Genomic DNA, 15,533 nt, shown 5'->3' with positions numbered 1-15,533 from the left:
GCCGTTTGATCAGCCGCGGATGGACGGGCCATCCCTGATCCGCTAGAGCGGATTGGTGCGGTGCAGAGGAAATTACAGGACTGCTCAAGTGGCTTCAGGCGAAGCAAATGCCTGCTTTGTCGCGCCCAAGTCGCAGTCCCGGATGATCGATGTGGGCACCTGAACATTGCAAGCCAATCCGGCCGCGACCGTCAGCAACCAGCCTCAAGCGGTCCGTCATCGATGAGTGACAAATGACGGCTTCTCCCCGAGAACAGGCCCTATTTCCGACACATCCCATCCAAGGAAAGCGCGACAACATCGGGACAGCGCAAGGAAGCTGGACATCACATGCTTATGATGCTTTGGAGGTCCGTGACGGCGTCACTGTCACCTTAAAACACTCAGCTATACGCAACGGCTGAAGCAGCAAGCTTGCGTCGTTTGCCTTCAAATTGCGTAATACAACAGGCCTGAAGAGGGCAGGCCCACGCTTCACCAGCAATGCCTTTTCTTGTGATGTAGACAGATACAGCGCTTTCAGGAAAGGCTCGTCCCCAGTCGCAATTGACTTCTCTTCCTTGCTTAAATCGCAATGCATTGCGGGACCTGCGTCGAATTCGTACACCACAGCGGCAAGCAAAAGATTCCCCAATCGCGAACTTGGTAGCTGTATCGCCGCATATGCGGCGCCATAGGTTCCGACAAAGCTACCGGCAGCCAGGAGCATCAGTCCCACCTTGTAACTACCTCGTTTATCACTAACGACCAAGGAGGCCAACATGGCAAGCTCAAATACCAAGGCCGAGAGTGCAAGCAACGCAGCGGCTACCAAGCACAAGAGAAAAGCTGTAGCAGCAAAGACGGCGCTACCGCCGTTGGAGGCACTTACGCCGGTGACCTCTCCGACCCACGAAGACGCATATCCCCTTGCAATGAACCCAAAGAAGACTGGCAGTGCAACCAGGCAAAGCTTAACGATCACATCGTTCGACGCCTTCCGGAAGTAGGGAAACTGAGCCAGCAATGAAAGGGAGAGCGCCGAGACAAAGAACACATAGCCCAACAGAAGGCTAGCAAGCGCAAGCAATTGAAGAGGCTGCTGCAAAAGCAAAGCGAGAACCGCTATCGCCGCAAACTGCAAAGTAGCCGTTGTCCAGATCCGCATAGACGACAGCGACTGAAACTGAATCCGGAAGAAGCGCTTTAGAAAATGGAAAGTGGCACTTGCGATTTCTCGCCCAGTGCTCATGAGCCAACGAACAATGAGTACATTGAGGACGATGTAGAGAATTGTGCCCAGGGGCAAGCCGACAAGTACGAGGAAAGTTTTCATGGACGCAAGCCGCGAGCCAGAGCCGCCATCAATTTTTTGAATTCTGCCCGCATCGACAGCGCCGACTCGAAAGTTGACCAACCCCACCTGAAAGGTCTTTCGGGCAACTCACTCAAACCGCAATCCGTGCCGCAACACCCGCATGCTCTCGCAATAAGAACAACAACCCGCCCCCATCGATTAACTCGACAGGCTTGTCCTTCGAAAAGTTATACGCATCCGCCCCGTAGCTGCTGGTCGTGACAAGAATGCCTTTGTTGGCACCTTCATTCATCATCGTCCCATACAGGTCGCGCACGGCCTCAACACCCACGGTGTTCTTGTAGCGCTTGGCTTGGATCACCACCTTTCCTCCCAGCACGGGCCGCGTGTCGAATGCGACAGCATCCACGCCACCGTCCCTCGATGCCCGCGTGAGCTTGCTATCCAGGCCCATCTTGCCGAACAGGTTGGCCACGAGCACTTCAAATTCAGATGGTGTCATGTCCATCAAATTGGGCCGAGACTCCAGGCCGGACAGCGCTTCGCCTTGATCGATGAAGCGAGGGTCGACCATGTTGAATTCAACAAGGGGCTTGACGGCCTGCAACTCGTCGGGCCGGGCCGACACCTTGGCACCCAGGTTCTTGAGGCAAGCCGCTTTGTCCACCTTGTCCAGGCGAATGCTTGTGAAGTCGGCCTTAGGCGCACGTACCGATATCACGGGCACCCTGATGGGGCGGCCTGTGGCAGGATCGGTCGTGTCCACCACCCCGGTAAACGTCACCAACACTGCGGCGTCGGCCTGGTCGGCTTCCATCAACTCATGGATGGTGCGTAAGGCAATCGACGCCACGACATCTTGGTAAATCTGTTTGATCTCGGTCGGCTTGCGTGCCTTGGTCTCGATCTCGTCCTTGCTTTTCACATACTTGTACTCGGCCACCCTGGGCACCACAGAAGGTTCCGGCAGGTCGTACTCCACCACCAGCTCGCTAGACTGGGCGTTGTAAGCCACCTTATATTTCTGCGGAAAACCTTCGGCTGGGTACTCGGATCGCGCCAGAACCATTTCGCTGTAAGCGACCACGGCGTCCACGTCTTTGCTCATGTACGAGGCCTCGAACGCATCAACCTCCGCATTGCGCCCTTGCTGCTCTGCTTCGTATTGCTTCTTGCGCTCCTCGTAGTTCTGTTTCAACGCTGCCAGTCTTTCGCGCTTGGCGTGCTCTTGCGATTCGAACTTAACCAAAGCTGCATTGAAGTCCTGCTCAGCTTGGGCCAAGTTCTCTTGGTACTTTCGCTTGCTACCTGGAAAAAACTTCGACAGCCCAGAAGGCGCCGCAACGGTTCGCTTCGCAGGCGCCTCGCCGGGAATCGTATCGGCGAGCGGCTTGAACGCGCCAAAGGTCTCGGTGCGTCGCAAACCGTTGAAGTTGATTTTGTCGTTCACAGCCAAGGTGTGCGCAAGGATGCCGCCAAGCTCTTCTACCTGATCGCTCAGTTCACTGTTGAGGTCGGACGTTTCGGCAATCCGGTCCTCAAGGTACTCTCGCTTGGCCAATTTGTCGGCTTCCCGCATGTCGCGAATCTGCTGATTACGTGCCATGCGTGCATGGCGCTCAAGCTGGCGTGCCTGGGTCAACTGATTTCGAACGGCCCGCTGCCGCTCGCGTTCAGCCGTTGCAGAGGCGCGTGCCGCTGCCTTCAGGAATGACTCGAACCCGCTCCTACGTGCCATCGCCGCTCCCTTTGTTTTTTCGAAATCCAGGCTGCTAGCCAACGCTGTCGTTTCGTACAAATTGAAACATAGCACAATCCATTCTTGTGCCTTACGCCCACAAGCTATGACTTATGAACCGCACCGCGGTCAACGAGTGATCGCCCTTGTCGGCAAGAAGTTCGATACATTGCCATCCAGTTCGATGCATTGTTTTTCAGCTTCCTTGTCGCTCCCCATGTTCCACCGCCTCACCATCCCCGTCACCCAATTCGCCCAGAACGCCAGCCTCGTCTGGTGCGATGAAACCAACGACGCCGCCCTGATCGACCCCGGCGGCGACATCCCCTCCCTCATGGCCCCGATCAAAGCCCTGGGCCTGAACCTCAAGGCCCTGTGGCTCACCCACGCGCACATCGACCACGCAGGCGCCACCGGCACCCTGGCGCGCGAGCACGCCCTGCCCATCGAAGGCCCGCACCCGGGCGACCAGTTCTGGATCGATGCCCTGCCCCAGCAATCACAAATGTTCGGCTTTCCGCAAGCCGAGCAGTTCGCCCCCACGCGCTGGCTCACCGATGGCGACACGGTTCAGATCGGCCACTGCACCTTGCAAGTGGTGCACTGCCCCGGCCACACGCCGGGCCACGTCATCCTGTTCGAGCCCACCACCCGCCACGCCTTCGTGGGCGATGTGCTGTTCGCCGGCGGCATCGGCCGCACCGATTTCCCCCAAGGCAACCACGCCCACCTGATCCACGCCATCAAGCACAAGCTGCTGCCATTGGGTGACGACGTCACCTTCACGCCCGGCCACGGCCCCGAAAGCACCTTGGGCGAAGAGCGCCAGTACAACCCTTACCTGGTCTGAACGAACGAGCGAAAGGCGCCCAAGCCCCGTCAGAAGATCATGAAGTCAATGGGCTTGAACGTGCCATTGTTCGAGCCCTCGGCCGAGCAGGCGGTCAGCCCGCACACCATGTCCATCTCGGCCCGCAGGTCGATGAAGTCTCCGGCCTTGGAGGTTGGCGCGTCCACCGTCATGCGGCCACCTTCGTGGATGTTCACATTCATGAAGACATTGAAAGTGGTCGAGATCTGGGCCTGCTCAATGCCGAACGGTGCCAGGGCCTGGCTGAGGTTCTCAAAGCAACTGGGGTGGTGGCCCACGTGCTTGTACAGGATCTCGAACATCTCCTGGCTGCAGGGCGTCAGCAAGAAATCGTGCTTGCCCACGCGGTCGTCCAGGATGGTGAACATCACGCGGCTGTCGTTGGCGTACAGCAGATCGCCCTTGCTCAGGTAGATCTTGCCGGCATAGTCCAGGCTGCGGCCAGATGAAAGGGTGCAGCGATGATCATGCTCATTCACCGAGAACAAGTCGGCCACCTGCTCCCCCATGGGGTCGATGATCCGCAGCGTTTGCCCCTTCTTCAAATGGAAGCCGGTGCCGCTCTGTGGCGCGATGCGGGCGTGGTGGTCGCAGTGGTGTTCAGTCATCATGAGGAACCCGTTGTGAAGCCTGGCTATTCTGAAGCGCCTGGTGGAAGGGGCACTTCCATTGGCTGGGCACCAGGCGCCCCGAGTACTGCCTTGACTCCGCCTGCTGGCCAAAGTTCGTCAGCACCGGGTTGACCGAGCCCTGATAGGCCATGTCGCGCTGGCGAATGACTTGCTGTAATCGCTCATAGCCACCTTCGGCCCGCAGGGTTTCGAACTGATCATGCGGGTTGAAAACCAGGCAAGGCTGCGCCATGGTCCGCGCCAAGCGCGAGGCCCCCTGGTGCAAGCCAATGACGAAGAAAGCCCGCCCGCCCACGCTGAATGAAAACTTCGGATCATCCGGATCCGTGCTGACTGCGGCATCCCATTTGAAATGCTGCGCATCGACTTCATGGACCAGTTGGAGTTGCCGCCACAGCAGGGCTTCAAATTGCACTTCGGTCAGGTCCAGCGGCCCCTCGAACATCGCGAAGAAACTGCTGAACCGCGCCTGCCCCGGCGGCAGCTCATGCAGGAACTCGTAGAGGTCATGGCAGATGGCCACCGCCGCTTCTGAAGACCCCAAAGCGGGGTAGTGGCCAAATCGATAAGTTTTACGATTGATGACCGAACGTGCGGCAACGCAGGGGAAGCCAGGATCCAGGATCTTCTGCTTCAGGCGCTCGTGCGCGGCCAAGTCGTCGGCCGCTTTCGACCTCGTGGCCGGACGATGGGCATGCAAGGGATTCCAGGGGCGGTTGCTGGGGTGTGGGTTGGTGTAAGCCATGCCCTGCTTGAGCAGTTGGCGTACCCACCACGGTCACCGAGCCTGATCAAACCGCTGCGCGGGTTTCTCAGCCCGCTGGTACAGCGGCATCACCTTGGGCAGGCTGGCCTGGATGTCCTGAATGCGCGTGGTGCTGGCCGGGTGGGTGGACAAGAACTGCGGCGGCGCACCTTTGCTGGCCTCGCCCATCTTCTTCCACAAAGTCAAGCCCGCACGGGGGTCGTAGCCCGCGCGTGCGGCCAGCTCCATGCCCACCAGATCGCCTTCGGTTTCATCCTTGCGGCCAAAGCTCAAGGTCAGCAGACTGCGGCCTGCATTGAGCACCATGTCGCCCGTGCTGCCCAGGCCCAGCAGGCTGGACAGCAAGCTGGCGCCCAAGCCCGTGGCGGCCGATTTGCCCATCTGCTCACGCGCATGCTCGCGCAGAGCGTGGGCCATCTCGTGGCCCATGATCATGGCCACCTCGTCGTCGTTCAATTTCAATTGATCGAGGATGCCGGTGTAGAACGCGATCTTGCCGCCCGGCATGCAGAAGGCGTTGATCTCCTTGGACTGCAGCACATTGACTTCCCAGCGCCATTGCGCAGCGCGCTTGTTCCACTCCAGCGTGTAGGGGATCAAACGCCGGGCAATGGCCCGCACGCGGATCACCTGCGGGTGGTTATCAGGCAGCAGGGCGTTCTGCGCCCTGGCCTGGGAGGCCAGCTTCACGTACTGCTGGGCCGCCATCTGCTCCACCTGGTCCGCTGGCACCAGGCGCGACAAGCTGGATTGCGGGCCCACCTCCACGCCTTCGCGCGCCTGCGCACCCACACCGCACACCAACAGGGGCAGCAGCAACACCGCCGCCCGCAACTTCTGACCAGACTTCATTCGTTCATCCATGGTGATATCAACGCTCATCGGCACGATCCAGCATACGGCGCACCGCCGGTAGTATCAAATAAGCTGGGAAAGACAGCCAGAACGTCAGGAAAAAGAAGGCCGAGTAGCCCATTTGCTCCACACCCAGGCCACCCGCCCACCCCGCCACCGCGCGCGAGAACGCGAAGATGGACGACAGGATGGCGTATTCCGTGGTGGCCCGCGCCTTGTGGGTGATGCCCATCAAAAAGGCCAAAAACGCGCCCGTGCCCAAACCGCCCGTGAAGCTCTCCAGGCCGCTGGCCGCGTACACCACCAACTGGTATTGCGGATCCACCATGCCCGGCAGGGCGTGGGGCACGTACCAGGCCGCCGCCGCGTAGCCCAGGTTGGACAGGGCCTGGGCTAGCCCCAGCACCCACAGCCCTTTGAAGATGCCCGCGCGGTCCACATACCAGCCGCCCACCAGCCCCCCAGCGATCGACAGCCCCAGGCCCACGTTCACGCTGACCAAGCCGATCTGGGCGGGCGTGAAGCCCGCATCCACCCAGAAGGGCTTGACCATGAAGCCCATGGCCGCATCCCCCAGCTTGAACAGCAGGATGAACAGCAACACTGCCAGCATGCCTGGCCGCGCCAGCAGGCTGACCCAGGCGCCAAACACCGGCCCGTCGGCCAAGGCCTGGGCTTGTGGGCCCCGGGCCGCCGTCACCATCAGGCCCGCGCCCGCGAACATCAAGCCCACCGGCACGGCCCCCTTGAACCACCAGGTGCCCGACACCGCCTGCACCCAGGCCCACTCAAAGTTTTTGCCCAGCGGCGACAAGGCTGGCCACAGCAGGCCCGCCATCACCAGGGCCAGGGCCAACAGCCACAGGGGTTGCTGGCGCAGCACCAGCCACTCGCGCGCCGAGGCGCCTTCGGGGCGGGCCGCGCGGGGCGGTTGCCTGGGCGCCAGCAGCACCGCCACGCCGTTCATCAGCATCAGCACCGCGCCCAGGCCGTAGGCCGCCGCCCAGTTGGGTTGTCCGGGCGTGCCCATCCAGCCCGCGGCCACCAGAAGCCCGCCAGCCGCCAGCATGCCCACGCGGTAAAAACCAATGCGCAGGCCGTTGGCGATCCCATACTGCCCCTGCGCCAGTTGCTCGATCGTGTAGCCGTCGGTGGCGATGTCGTTGGTGGCCGACAAAAAGGTGAACACCGCCAGCAACACCCAGGGCCAGGTCTCGCCCTGTCCCAAAGCCTGCGGGTTCATGGCCAGCGCGGCCAGCACGGCCGCCATGCCCAGGTTGGCCGCCGACATCCACAGCCGGTGGTGCCGCCAGGCGTCCACCAGGGGCGCCCACAGAAACTTCACGGTCCAGGCCAGGCCCAGCAGGCTCAACAGCCCGATCTCGGCCGGGCCCACCCCCGCCTGGCGCAAATGCACCGGGAAGAGGTCGAAGAACAAGCCCAGCGGCAAACCCTCCGAGAAATACAGCAGGCCAACCCAAAACATCAGGCGGCGGGTGGTGGGGGGCTTGGCAACGGCGGCGGGAAAACTCATCCCGGGATTCTAGGGAGGCCTGAATGCACAGAATGCACGGCACCGAACCCATATTTTCGGCTTTTGCCACTTCAGCTTGCGCCCCAAGATGCCGATAGCGTCATGGATCACCCATGAATTGCGCCTGATAAAGGCGCATGCCCGGAGGCACAAGTAATGAATTTCCGCACCAAGATCTGGATGTTGCCCCTCAGCGCGGGGGCCGTGTTCGTCGTCGGCGTCGCACTGAGTTTTTTCGTGGGGGAGAGAACCTCGCGTGGCCTGCAGCATCTGGAAGCCGTTGACAGCCCGCACAGCGACTACGTGCTGGCCGTGGACCGCAGCTTCGAGCAATTGCGGCTCACCCTGCAAACGGCCGCCGCCGAAGGCGATCCTGACCGCATCAAGGACACCGACCCCATGGTGGCCAGCGCCCAGGCGGCCCTGGCCTCCATGCAAAAGCTGGACGGCAAGGATGCCGTGGCCAAAGAACTGGGCACGGCTTACAACGCCTACCAGACCGCCGCCATTGGCGCCACGCGGGCCTTGCTGACCCAGGCGCCCCCCGGTGACCTGGTGGCGCAGATGCAGGCGTCGCAAACCGTGTTGAGCAAGCTGCTGGACACGCGCAAGACGCAGGCCAAAGCGGCCATCCTTGCCGCGCAGACGGATGCCAAGCACGGGGTCAACACCAGCCTGTGGGTGTCGGTCGTCACCGGTGCCATCGTGCTGACGGTGCTGGGCGTGGCCTCGGCAGCCATCGTCAAATCGGTGTGGGGCGACCTGGGCGACGAGCCCACCATCCTGCGCGACCTGGTCGGCCGCATCGCCGAAGGCGACCTGGACCTGACCATCGCCCCCAACCCTGGTGACAGCACCTCGCTGCGCGCCTCGGTCGTGAACATGACCACCCGCCTGCGCGACACCATCACCCTGATCCGCAACGCCACCGACTCGATCGCCACGGCCTCGCAAGAGATCGCCAGCGGCAACCTGGATTTGTCCAACCGCACCGAAAACACCGCCTCGAACCTGGAGAAAACCGCCAGCTCGATGGGCGAGCTGACCGGCACCGTGCGCCAGAGCGCCGACTCGGCCCGCCAGGCCAACCAGTTGGCTTCGGGTGCGGCCACCGCCGCCGTGCGCGGCGAGCAGATCGTCTCGCAAGTGGTGTCCAACATGTCGGAGATCAACGTGGCCAGCCGCAAGATCACCGAGATCATCTCCGTGATCGATGGCATCGCTTTCCAGACCAACATCCTGGCGCTGAACGCCGCCGTGGAAGCGGCCCGTGCTGGCGAACAAGGCCGTGGCTTCGCGGTGGTGGCGGGCGAAGTGCGCTCGCTGGCCCAACGCAGCGCGCAGGCCGCCAAGGAAATCAAGACCCTGATCAACGCCTCGTCCGAGAAGGTCGATTCGGGCTCCAAGCTGGTGCAAGACGCCGGCAACTCGATGACCGAGATCATGACCAGCGTGAACCGCGTGTCGGACATCATTGGCGAGATCAGCGCGGCCTCGACCGAGCAAAGCACCGGCATCGGCCAGGTCAACCAGTCGATCACCGAGCTCGACCAGATGACGCAGCAAAATGCCGCCCTGGTGGAAGAATCCGCCGCCGCCGCCGAAAGCCTGAAAGACCAGGCCGGCCGCCTGGCGCAAGCCGTGTCGGCCTTCAAGCTGGGCAGCCACCACGCCGCCAAGCCCTCGGTGGCCGCCGCCCCGGTGAACGCCCATGTTGAAGCCAGCACGGTGATCGCCAAGGCGCAGACCACGGCCCGGCACACACCCGCCCCGGCCTCCACCGCCACGGCCAAACCGGCCCCCGTGAAGGCCGCCTTGCCCAAACCGGCCGCGCCGATGAGCGCACCGGTGGTCACCGCCAGTGCCAGCAAAACCGCCGCGCCCCCGTCGGACAACGACTGGGAAACCTTCTAAGCGCCGCCCCGCACTGCTCAACCCCTCTCACGCCCCGCCACCGCTTAGCCGGTGGCGGGGCGTTGTCATGTAGGTGTTACCTCTAGCAACACCCCCCTAGCTTGCATCTTGACGGCGCGCAAAACATCCACCCAGAATCACCGTTCAATTGCGGACAGCAACGCCAAAGCGAAAAATCTCAATAGCTTTTGCAAAGTTGTCACAGCAGGGCCTCCAATTCGTAGACACTCATGCTCCTCAGCAGTGAATTCAATAGGTTGACGAGATGAGTGAATCGGGAGACTTCCACCCATCCAGCACTGGCGAACGAACCATCGTGGACGATTGGTTTGAGCCGCTGCCAGATCCAGACGCCCCATGCGGCGCGGATCTGGAATACGACAACACCTTCCTGGAATTGGCCCAGGCCGCCACCGGCAAGCCCGAGACCCAGTTCGCCCCGGCCGAGCCGCCCGACTGGCGCCAGGTGCACGACATCAGCCAATCGCTCTTCGAGCGCACCCGCGACCTGCGCGTGGCCATGCATTGGGGCCGCGCCCACATCCAGCTCAACGGTTTCCGCGCGGTGTCCGATGCGTTGCGCCTGCAACTCGGCCTGCTCGACCGCTTCTGGGACACCCTGCACCCCCAACCCGACCCCGATGATGGCGACGCCTACGCGCGCCTGAACGTGCTGGCCCTGCTGGGCGAAGTCGAAGGCATGGTGGGCGACGTGCGCAGCGCCCTCGTCATCCAGAACCGATCCATCGGCGAGTTGCGCGTGCGCGACATCGAAGTGATGATGGGCAAGTACCCGCCACGCGACGGCGAAACGCCCATGACCCGCCACCAGGTCGAGCAGATGCTGGCCGCGGCCACCGCGCAAAACGCCGAGCTGCCCGGCCAAGTCACCGCCGCCCTGGCCAACCTCAAGGCCTTGAGCAGCCTGTTGAACGACCACGTGGGCATCGAGCGCGCCCCCGATGTGCGCCCCTTGCACAACTTGTTCAGCATGGTGAACCAGGTCATGCCCACCGCTGGTGCAGGCGATGAAGCCGGGGCCGACGCCGAAGACGGCGCCCAGGCCTCGTCCGGTGATGGCGGCTCAGCACCACGCGCCTCGGGCAAAGGCCTGAGCGGCGCCGTTGATTCACGCGCCGACGCGCTCAGGGCCATCGACATGGTCTGCGACTACCTGGAGCGCACCGAGCCCACCAACCCGGCCCAGTTGTTGCTGCGCCGTGCCCGCCGCCTGATCAACAAGAACTTCCTGCAGCTGATGCGGGAATTGGCCCCCGACGCCCTCAACGAGGTGGCCCGCATCATGGGCGTCGATCCTGAAAGCATCCAATCCGAAGACGTCGAATGATGACGCGCTTCGGACGATAACCAACCCTTCCCCACCCAGATTGACCGGAGGTGATCATGAGTAGCCAGAAATTCATTGCGCGCAACCGCGCGCCGCGCGTCCAGATCGAATACGACGTGGAGCTTTACGGCGCCCAGAAGAAGGTGCAACTGCCCTTCGTGATGGGTGTGCTGGCCGACCTGTCGGGCAAGCCCGCCGAGCCACTGGCCCCCGTGGCCGACCGCAAGTTCCTGGAAATCGACGTCGACAACTTCGACTCGCGCATGAAGTCGATGAAGCCCCGCGTGGCCTTCTCGGTGCCCAACAGCCTGACCGGCGAAGGCAACATCAGCGTCGACCTGACGTTCGACAACATGGACGAGTTCTCGCCCGCCGCCGTCGCCAAGAAGGTCGATGCGCTGAGCAAGCTGCTGGACGCCCGTCAACAGCTGGCCAACCTGGTCACCTACATGGACGGCAAGACCGGCGCCGAAGAACTGATCGCCAAGGTTTTGGCCGATCCCGCCCTGCTGGCCACTTTGGGCAGCGCTGAAAAGCCCGCCGAGTAACCTGGAGAACCTCATGGCAGAAACCCAACTGAACTCGGCCCTGGCCAGCGCCACGCTGGAAGGCAGCGACCTCGCTTCGCTGCTGCAAAAGGAATTCAAGCCCAAGACCGACGAGGCCAAGAGCGCCGTCGAGACGGCCATCCAGACCCTGGCTCAGCAAGCGCTGTCGCAGACCAAGCTGATCGGCAACGACGTCATCAAATCCATCGAGGCCATGATCGCCGCGATCGACAAGAAGCTGTCCGACCAGATCAACCTGATCATGCACCACGAAGACTTCCAGAAGCTGGAAGGCGCCTGGCGCGGTCTGCACTACATGGTGAACAACACCGAGACCGACGAGCAGCTCAAGATCCGGGTGATGAACATCTCCAAGGCCGATCTGGGCAAGACGCTCAAGCGCTACAAGGGCACCGCCTGGGACCAAAGCCCCATCTTCAAGCGCGTCTATGAAGAAGAGTACGGCCAGTTCGGTGGCGAGCCCTTCGGTGCCATGGTCGGCGATTACCACTTCGACCACAGCCCGCCTGATGTGGAGCTGCTGTCCGAGATGGCCAAGGTTTGCGCGGCTTCGCACATGCCCTTCATCTCTGGTGCTTCGCCCACCACCATGCAGATGGAATCGTGGCAAGAGCTGGCCAACCCGCGTGACCTGACCAAGATCTTCTCCACGCCCGAGTACGCCGCCTGGCGCTCGCTGCGCGAGTCGGACGATGCCAAGTACATCGGCCTGGCCATGCCCCGCTTCCTGTCGCGCCTGCCTTATGGTTCGCGCACCAACCCGGTCGAAGAGTTCGACTTCGAGGAAGACACTGGCGCGGCCGACCACAACAAGTACACCTGGGCCAATGCCGCTTACGCCATGGCGACCAACATCAACCGCTCCTTCAAGGAGTTCGGCTGGTGTTCGCGCATCCGCGGCATCGAATCGGGTGGCGCGGTGCAGAACCTGCCATCGCACACCTTCCCGACCGACGACGGCGGCGTGGACATGAAGTGCCCCACCGAAATCGCCATCGCCGACCGCCGCGAAGCAGAACTGGCCAAGGCCGGCTTCATGCCCCTGGTGCACAAGAAGAACAGCGACTTCGCCGCCTTCATCGGTGCGCAATCGCTGCAAAAGCCCGCCGAGTACGACGACCCGGACGCCTCGGCCAACGCCAACCTGGCCGCCCGCCTGCCCTACCTGTTCGCCACCTGCCGCTTCGCGCACTACCTCAAGTGCATCGTGCGCGACAAGGTCGGCTCGTTCAAGGAACGCGACGACATGCAGCGCTGGTTGCAAGACTGGATCCTGCAGTACGTGGACGGAGATCCTGCGCACTCCTCCGAGTCGACCAAGGCCAGCAAGCCTTTGGCCGCTGCGGAAGTGGTCGTCGAGGAAGTCGAGGGCAACCCTGGCTACTACTCGTCCAAGTTCTTCCTGCGTCCTCACTATCAGCTCGAAGGGCTGACGGTTTCCCTGCGCCTGGTCTCGAAGCTGCCCTCCGCCAAGGCGGGCTGATCGGGCCTGAGGCCATTTTCCAGACGTTCATCCATTCAACACCACTTTCAATTTAGGAGCACACCATGGCTGTAGACATGTTCATCAAGATCGGCGACGTCAAGGGCGAATCGCGCGACAAGACCCACGCGGGCCTCATCGACGTTCTGGCCTGGAGCTGGGGCATGAGCAACTCTGGCTCGGCTCACACCGGCGGCGGCGCTGGTTCGGGCAAGGTCAACGTGCAGGATCTGTCGTTCACCAAGTACATCGACAAGTCGTCGACCAACCTGATCCTGGCGTGCTGCAAAGGCACCCACTACCCAGAAGCGACCCTGATCGTGCGCAAGGCCGGCGACAAGCCCCTTGAGTACCTCAAGATCACCCTGACCGAAGTGCTGATCACCTCGGTGAGCACCGGCGGCAGCGGTGGTGAAGACCGCCTGACTGAAAACGTCACGCTGAATTTCGCCAAGTTCAAGGTGGCCTACCAGCCGCAAGACAAGACCGGCGCCAAGGAAGGCGGCGAAGTCCTCGCGGTCTACAACATCGCCGAAAACGTCGACGCCTGATCCTCGATCAGACCGTCGTGTTCTTGAAGGGCAAGGGGCCAGCCTCTTGCCCTTCAATGGTTTGAATCCATCGCACGCCATTGGCAGAGGTTCCTTATGTCCCTGGGTGACATGTTTTTCAAAGTCGATGGCAGCCGCTCTGGCGCGGTCAAAGGCGAAGCCAACGACACCGCCCACGCCGGCGAGATCGACATCCTGGACTGGTCATGGGGCATGCGTTCGCCCTCGGCCATGGGTGGCGGTGGCGCCGCAGGCAAGACCGCGCTCGATGCCCTGAACATCACCAAGCGCGTGGACAGCGCCTCGACGGCCCTGATGTCCGTCATGCGCAACAACGAATTGATCAAGAAAGGCGTGCTCACCGTTCGCAAGTCCGGCAGCAAGCCTGTTGAATACTTCATCGTGACGATCGAGAACGCGCGCATCACGTCGTATGACGTGGCCACCGTGGAAGGCGCCGCCCACCAGATGGTGGAGAAGCTCAGCCTCAGCTTCCAGAAGATCTCGATCGATTACTACCCACAAGACGGCACGGGTTCGCGCAAAGGCGGCTCCAACTTCTCCACCGATGTGGGCCCCAACACCTGAGCCAAGCCGACATGAACGCACCTTCCACCACCTCCCCCGAAGACAGCCTGCGCGCGGGCGATCCCCAGCAGGCGCTCAAGCAACTGCAAGACCTGATCCGCGGCAAGCCGGGCGACGCCAAGCTGCGCGTCTTTTTGTTCCAGCTGCTGTGCGTGCTGGGCCAGTGGGAGCGTGCGCTCAACCAGTTGAACGTGGCCACCGAGCTGGATGCCTCCACCCTGGCCATGGCGCAAACCTACCGCGAAGGCATCAAGTGCGAGTTGCTGCGCGCCGAGGTCTTCAAGGGCCTGAAGGTGCCCATGATCTTTGGCCAGCCCGAGCCCTGGCTGGCGCTGCTGATCGAAGCGCTGCTGCGCGAAGGCAAGGGCGAGCACGCCGATGCCAAATCGCTGCGTGACCAGGCGTTTGAGCAAGCCCCCGCCGTCAGCGGCACCGTGGGTGAGGGCGATACCGCCCAGGCCTTCGAGTGGATCGCCGACGCCGACATGCGCTTGGGCCCGGTCATCGAGGCCGTCATCAATGGCAAGTACTACTGGGTGCCTTTCGCGCGCCTGAGCGCGCTCACCATCGACCCGCCCGAAGACCTGCGCGACGCCGTGTGGATGCCTGCACACTTCGTGTTCGAGAACGGTGGCGAATCGGTGGGCCTGATCCCCACGCGCTATGCGGGCTCGGAGGCCAGCACCGACGGGCTCATTGCCCTGTCGCGCAAGACCGATTGGCTGGAGCCCCTGCCGGGCTTTTACACCGGCCTGGGCCAGCGCCTGTTCACCACCAACGAGGGCGACCTGCCCTTGATGGACTTGCGCAGCATCACCTTCAACGCGACGCCGTCCGACGCCACGGACACGGCCGCCGCGGCCGAGTAAGCACGCCGCCATGGCCGAGCAGACGCCACAAGAACGCTTGCAGCCCGCGCTGCTGGACCGCTTGATGGACGACAACCCCGACGTTCAGGTCGAGTCGCGCGAGATGCGGGTCATGTCCCGCAACCGCATGCGCGAAGCGGTGCTGCGCGACCTGGCCTGGCTGTTCAACTGCACGCAGATGTCGGGCGACTTCAACTGGCCCGCACACCCGCATGTGCAACGCTCGGTGCTCAACTTCGGGCTGCCCACCTTGTCGGGCGAGACGGCCTCCACCCTGGACGTGATCGACCTGGAAGCGCAAGTGCGCCAGGCCCTGCTGGATTTCGAGCCGCGCATCATGGCGTCCACCCTGCAGGTCAGCGCCTTGATGGACGAGATGACGATGGACCACCACAACGTCATCAGCTTCCGCATCACCTGCAACCTGTGGGCGCAGCCCGTGCCTTTCGAGCTGATGCTGCGCACCGAAGTCGACCTGGAATCGGGCCAGGTTGAAATCAAAGAACTGACGAGGTAAG

The 15,533-nt window shown here is 62.4% G+C and carries 15 protein-coding genes; 9 read left to right on the top strand and 6 right to left on the bottom strand.

Annotated elements, in window-relative coordinates; all coding sequences use genetic code 11:
• Nucleotides 1–334: 334 nt before the first annotated feature.
• Both Q7V20_RS02915 and Q7V20_RS02910 read right to left on the bottom strand, forming a co-directional pair.
• Nucleotides 335–1,315, bottom strand: coding sequence for a hypothetical protein (locus tag Q7V20_RS02915; protein WP_304786996.1), 981 nt, complete (start codon nucleotides 1,313–1,315; stop codon nucleotides 335–337).
• A 112-nt stretch (nucleotides 1,316–1,427) separates the two neighbouring features.
• Nucleotides 1,428–3,077 (bottom strand): restriction endonuclease, encoded by a 1,650-nt coding sequence (locus Q7V20_RS02910; RefSeq protein WP_304786994.1) that lies wholly within the window; start codon nucleotides 3,075–3,077, stop codon nucleotides 1,428–1,430.
• 175 nt (nucleotides 3,078–3,252) lie between these two features.
• Between Q7V20_RS02910 and Q7V20_RS02905 the strand changes: the two genes are divergently transcribed.
• Complete coding sequence (locus tag Q7V20_RS02905) at nucleotides 3,253–3,885, top strand: MBL fold metallo-hydrolase (protein ID WP_304786992.1); 633 nt, start codon at nucleotides 3,253–3,255, stop codon at nucleotides 3,883–3,885.
• Between the two features lie 29 nt (nucleotides 3,886–3,914).
• Here the strand turns inward: Q7V20_RS02905 and Q7V20_RS02900 are convergent, their stop codons facing one another.
• The 4 genes from Q7V20_RS02900 to Q7V20_RS02885 are packed head-to-tail and all read right to left on the bottom strand — an operon-like array spanning nucleotide 3,915 to nucleotide 7,693.
• Nucleotides 3,915–4,517: an urea carboxylase-associated family protein gene (locus Q7V20_RS02900; protein ID WP_304786990.1), complete on the bottom strand. Its 603-nt coding sequence runs from the start codon at nucleotides 4,515–4,517 to the stop codon at nucleotides 3,915–3,917.
• Nucleotides 4,507–5,283: a guanitoxin biosynthesis heme-dependent pre-guanitoxin N-hydroxylase GntA gene (gene gntA, locus Q7V20_RS02895; RefSeq protein ID WP_304786988.1), complete on the bottom strand. Its 777-nt coding sequence runs from the start codon at nucleotides 5,281–5,283 to the stop codon at nucleotides 4,507–4,509. The genes Q7V20_RS02900 and gntA overlap by 11 nt, the downstream gene beginning before the upstream one ends.
• A 33-nt stretch (nucleotides 5,284–5,316) precedes the next feature.
• Nucleotides 5,317–6,186, bottom strand: coding sequence for a M48 family metallopeptidase (locus Q7V20_RS02890; protein ID WP_304786985.1), 870 nt, complete (start codon nucleotides 6,184–6,186; stop codon nucleotides 5,317–5,319).
• The gene (locus tag Q7V20_RS02885) at nucleotides 6,176–7,693 is read right to left on the bottom strand and encodes an MFS transporter (RefSeq protein WP_304786983.1); all 1,518 of its coding nucleotides are present in this window, start codon (nucleotides 7,691–7,693) and stop codon (nucleotides 6,176–6,178) included. Before Q7V20_RS02885 ends, Q7V20_RS02890 begins: the two co-directional genes overlap by 11 nt.
• A 156-nt stretch (nucleotides 7,694–7,849) precedes the next feature.
• Between Q7V20_RS02885 and Q7V20_RS02880 the strand changes: the two genes are divergently transcribed.
• The 8 genes from Q7V20_RS02880 (at nucleotide 7,850) to tssE (ending at nucleotide 15,532) form a co-directional block, all read left to right on the top strand.
• On the top strand, nucleotides 7,850–9,607 hold the full coding sequence (locus tag Q7V20_RS02880; protein WP_304786981.1) for a methyl-accepting chemotaxis protein: 1,758 nt from the start codon (nucleotides 7,850–7,852) through the stop codon (nucleotides 9,605–9,607).
• 265 nt (nucleotides 9,608–9,872) lie between these two features.
• On the top strand, nucleotides 9,873–10,955 hold the full coding sequence (gene tssA / locus Q7V20_RS02875; RefSeq protein WP_304786979.1) for a type VI secretion system protein TssA: 1,083 nt from the start codon (nucleotides 9,873–9,875) through the stop codon (nucleotides 10,953–10,955).
• 56 nt (nucleotides 10,956–11,011) lie between these two features.
• Nucleotides 11,012–11,503 carry a type VI secretion system contractile sheath small subunit gene (gene tssB / locus Q7V20_RS02870; protein WP_304786977.1) on the top strand — a complete coding sequence of 164 codons (492 nt, stop codon included), beginning with the start codon at nucleotides 11,012–11,014 and terminating at the stop codon, nucleotides 11,501–11,503.
• 13 nt (nucleotides 11,504–11,516) lie between these two features.
• Nucleotides 11,517–13,007 (top strand): type VI secretion system contractile sheath large subunit, encoded by a 1,491-nt coding sequence (tssC, locus tag Q7V20_RS02865; RefSeq protein WP_304786975.1) that lies wholly within the window; start codon nucleotides 11,517–11,519, stop codon nucleotides 13,005–13,007.
• Between the two features lie 65 nt (nucleotides 13,008–13,072).
• Complete coding sequence (locus Q7V20_RS02860; RefSeq protein WP_304786974.1) at nucleotides 13,073–13,558, top strand: type VI secretion system tube protein Hcp; 486 nt, start codon at nucleotides 13,073–13,075, stop codon at nucleotides 13,556–13,558.
• 111 nt (nucleotides 13,559–13,669) lie between these two features.
• Nucleotides 13,670–14,146 (top strand): type VI secretion system tube protein Hcp, encoded by a 477-nt coding sequence (locus Q7V20_RS02855; RefSeq protein ID WP_304786972.1) that lies wholly within the window; start codon nucleotides 13,670–13,672, stop codon nucleotides 14,144–14,146.
• Between the two features lie 11 nt (nucleotides 14,147–14,157).
• The gene (locus Q7V20_RS02850; protein WP_304786970.1) at nucleotides 14,158–15,015 is read left to right on the top strand and encodes a type VI secretion system accessory protein TagJ; all 858 of its coding nucleotides are present in this window, start codon (nucleotides 14,158–14,160) and stop codon (nucleotides 15,013–15,015) included.
• A 10-nt stretch (nucleotides 15,016–15,025) separates the two neighbouring features.
• The gene (gene tssE / locus Q7V20_RS02845; RefSeq protein WP_304786967.1) at nucleotides 15,026–15,532 is read left to right on the top strand and encodes a type VI secretion system baseplate subunit TssE; all 507 of its coding nucleotides are present in this window, start codon (nucleotides 15,026–15,028) and stop codon (nucleotides 15,530–15,532) included.
• Nucleotide 15,533 lies beyond the last annotated feature (1 nt).

The sequence above is a fragment of the Aquabacterium sp. genome (assembly GCF_030652515.1).
Taxonomy (GTDB): domain Bacteria; phylum Pseudomonadota; class Gammaproteobacteria; order Burkholderiales; family Burkholderiaceae_C; genus Aquabacterium.
The sequence above is the reverse complement of the archived record's forward strand: the minus strand, read 5'-3'. Positions and strand labels throughout refer to the sequence as shown.

Excerpts from the sequence above, each read along its gene's own strand:
- Q7V20_RS02915 (WP_304786996.1), bottom strand. The coding sequence starts at position 1,315 with ATGAAAACTTTCCTCGTACTTGTCGGCTTGCCCCTGGGCACAATTCTC.
- Q7V20_RS02905 (WP_304786992.1), top strand. The coding sequence starts at position 3,253 with ATGTTCCACCGCCTCACCATCCCCGTCACCCAATTCGCCCAGAACGCC.
- Q7V20_RS02900 (WP_304786990.1), bottom strand. The coding sequence starts at position 4,517 with ATGATGACTGAACACCACTGCGACCACCACGCCCGCATCGCGCCACAG.
- gntA (WP_304786988.1), bottom strand. The coding sequence starts at position 5,283 with ATGGCTTACACCAACCCACACCCCAGCAACCGCCCCTGGAATCCCTTG.
- Q7V20_RS02890 (WP_304786985.1), bottom strand. The coding sequence starts at position 6,186 with ATGAGCGTTGATATCACCATGGATGAACGAATGAAGTCTGGTCAGAAG.
- Q7V20_RS02885 (WP_304786983.1), bottom strand. The coding sequence starts at position 7,693 with ATGAGTTTTCCCGCCGCCGTTGCCAAGCCCCCCACCACCCGCCGCCTG.
- Q7V20_RS02880 (WP_304786981.1), top strand. The coding sequence starts at position 7,850 with ATGAATTTCCGCACCAAGATCTGGATGTTGCCCCTCAGCGCGGGGGCC.
- tssA (WP_304786979.1), top strand. The coding sequence starts at position 9,873 with ATGAGTGAATCGGGAGACTTCCACCCATCCAGCACTGGCGAACGAACC.
- tssB (WP_304786977.1), top strand. The coding sequence starts at position 11,012 with ATGAGTAGCCAGAAATTCATTGCGCGCAACCGCGCGCCGCGCGTCCAG.
- tssC (WP_304786975.1), top strand. The coding sequence starts at position 11,517 with ATGGCAGAAACCCAACTGAACTCGGCCCTGGCCAGCGCCACGCTGGAA.
- Q7V20_RS02860 (WP_304786974.1), top strand. The coding sequence starts at position 13,073 with ATGGCTGTAGACATGTTCATCAAGATCGGCGACGTCAAGGGCGAATCG.
- Q7V20_RS02855 (WP_304786972.1), top strand. The coding sequence starts at position 13,670 with ATGTTTTTCAAAGTCGATGGCAGCCGCTCTGGCGCGGTCAAAGGCGAA.
- Q7V20_RS02850 (WP_304786970.1), top strand. The coding sequence starts at position 14,158 with ATGAACGCACCTTCCACCACCTCCCCCGAAGACAGCCTGCGCGCGGGC.
- tssE (WP_304786967.1), top strand. The coding sequence starts at position 15,026 with ATGGCCGAGCAGACGCCACAAGAACGCTTGCAGCCCGCGCTGCTGGAC.